This is a genomic window from Corynebacterium nasorum, assembly GCF_030229765.1.
Lineage (GTDB): Bacteria > Actinomycetota > Actinomycetes > Mycobacteriales > Mycobacteriaceae > Corynebacterium > Corynebacterium kefirresidentii.
This window is the reverse complement of the sequence record NZ_JASPGY010000025.1, coordinates 1-537: the sequence shown is the minus strand read 5'-3', so window position 1 is coordinate 537 and position 537 is coordinate 1. Positions and strand designations below refer to the sequence as shown.

General features: G+C 56.2%; 1 protein-coding gene. It reads left to right on the top strand.

Going from position 1 to position 537, the window contains the following annotated elements; all coding sequences use genetic code 11:
• Positions 1-24 precede the first annotated feature (24 nt).
• A partial coding sequence (locus tag QP904_RS11730; RefSeq protein ID WP_284836123.1) for a VaFE repeat-containing surface-anchored protein occupies positions 25-537 on the top strand: 513 nt, incomplete at its 3' end.

The window sequence follows — 537 nt, the reverse complement described above, 5'->3', positions numbered from 1 at the left end:
GACATCGACGACCAGGATCAGACCGTGAAGTCTGATAAGCCTTCTGAGACCACCACTCCGCAGACCACCACCTCTACCGAGGAGGTTCCAGGTACGCCTGGTGATGGTGGCGAGGGTGAGACCTCTGAACCATCTTCCTCTGAGGATTCTTCTACTCCGAAGACCAGTGAGACCTGCGAGTCTGAGGAGCCGGGTGACTCTGAGAGTGAGAAGCCTTCTGAGTCTGAGGAACCGTCTTCGTCTGAGTCCAGTGAGCCTTCTGGAACCGAGTCTGTAGAGACTACAACTTCTCAGGCTTCCGAGACCTCCGAGTCTGATAAGCCTTCGGATTGCGAGTCGACGACTCCGACCAAGCCGAATGAGCCGGGCGAGCCTTCTGATGGTAACGACGAGAAGACCCCGAAGGTTTCCACTAATGCGGACTTCGAGGGTGACCTGCGTGAGGTTGTTGCTGGTGCCAAGGTTGTGGACCAGGTTTCCTACGAGGGTCTGGTTCCGGGTAAGCAGTACACTCTGGATGCCCAGCTGATTTCCAAG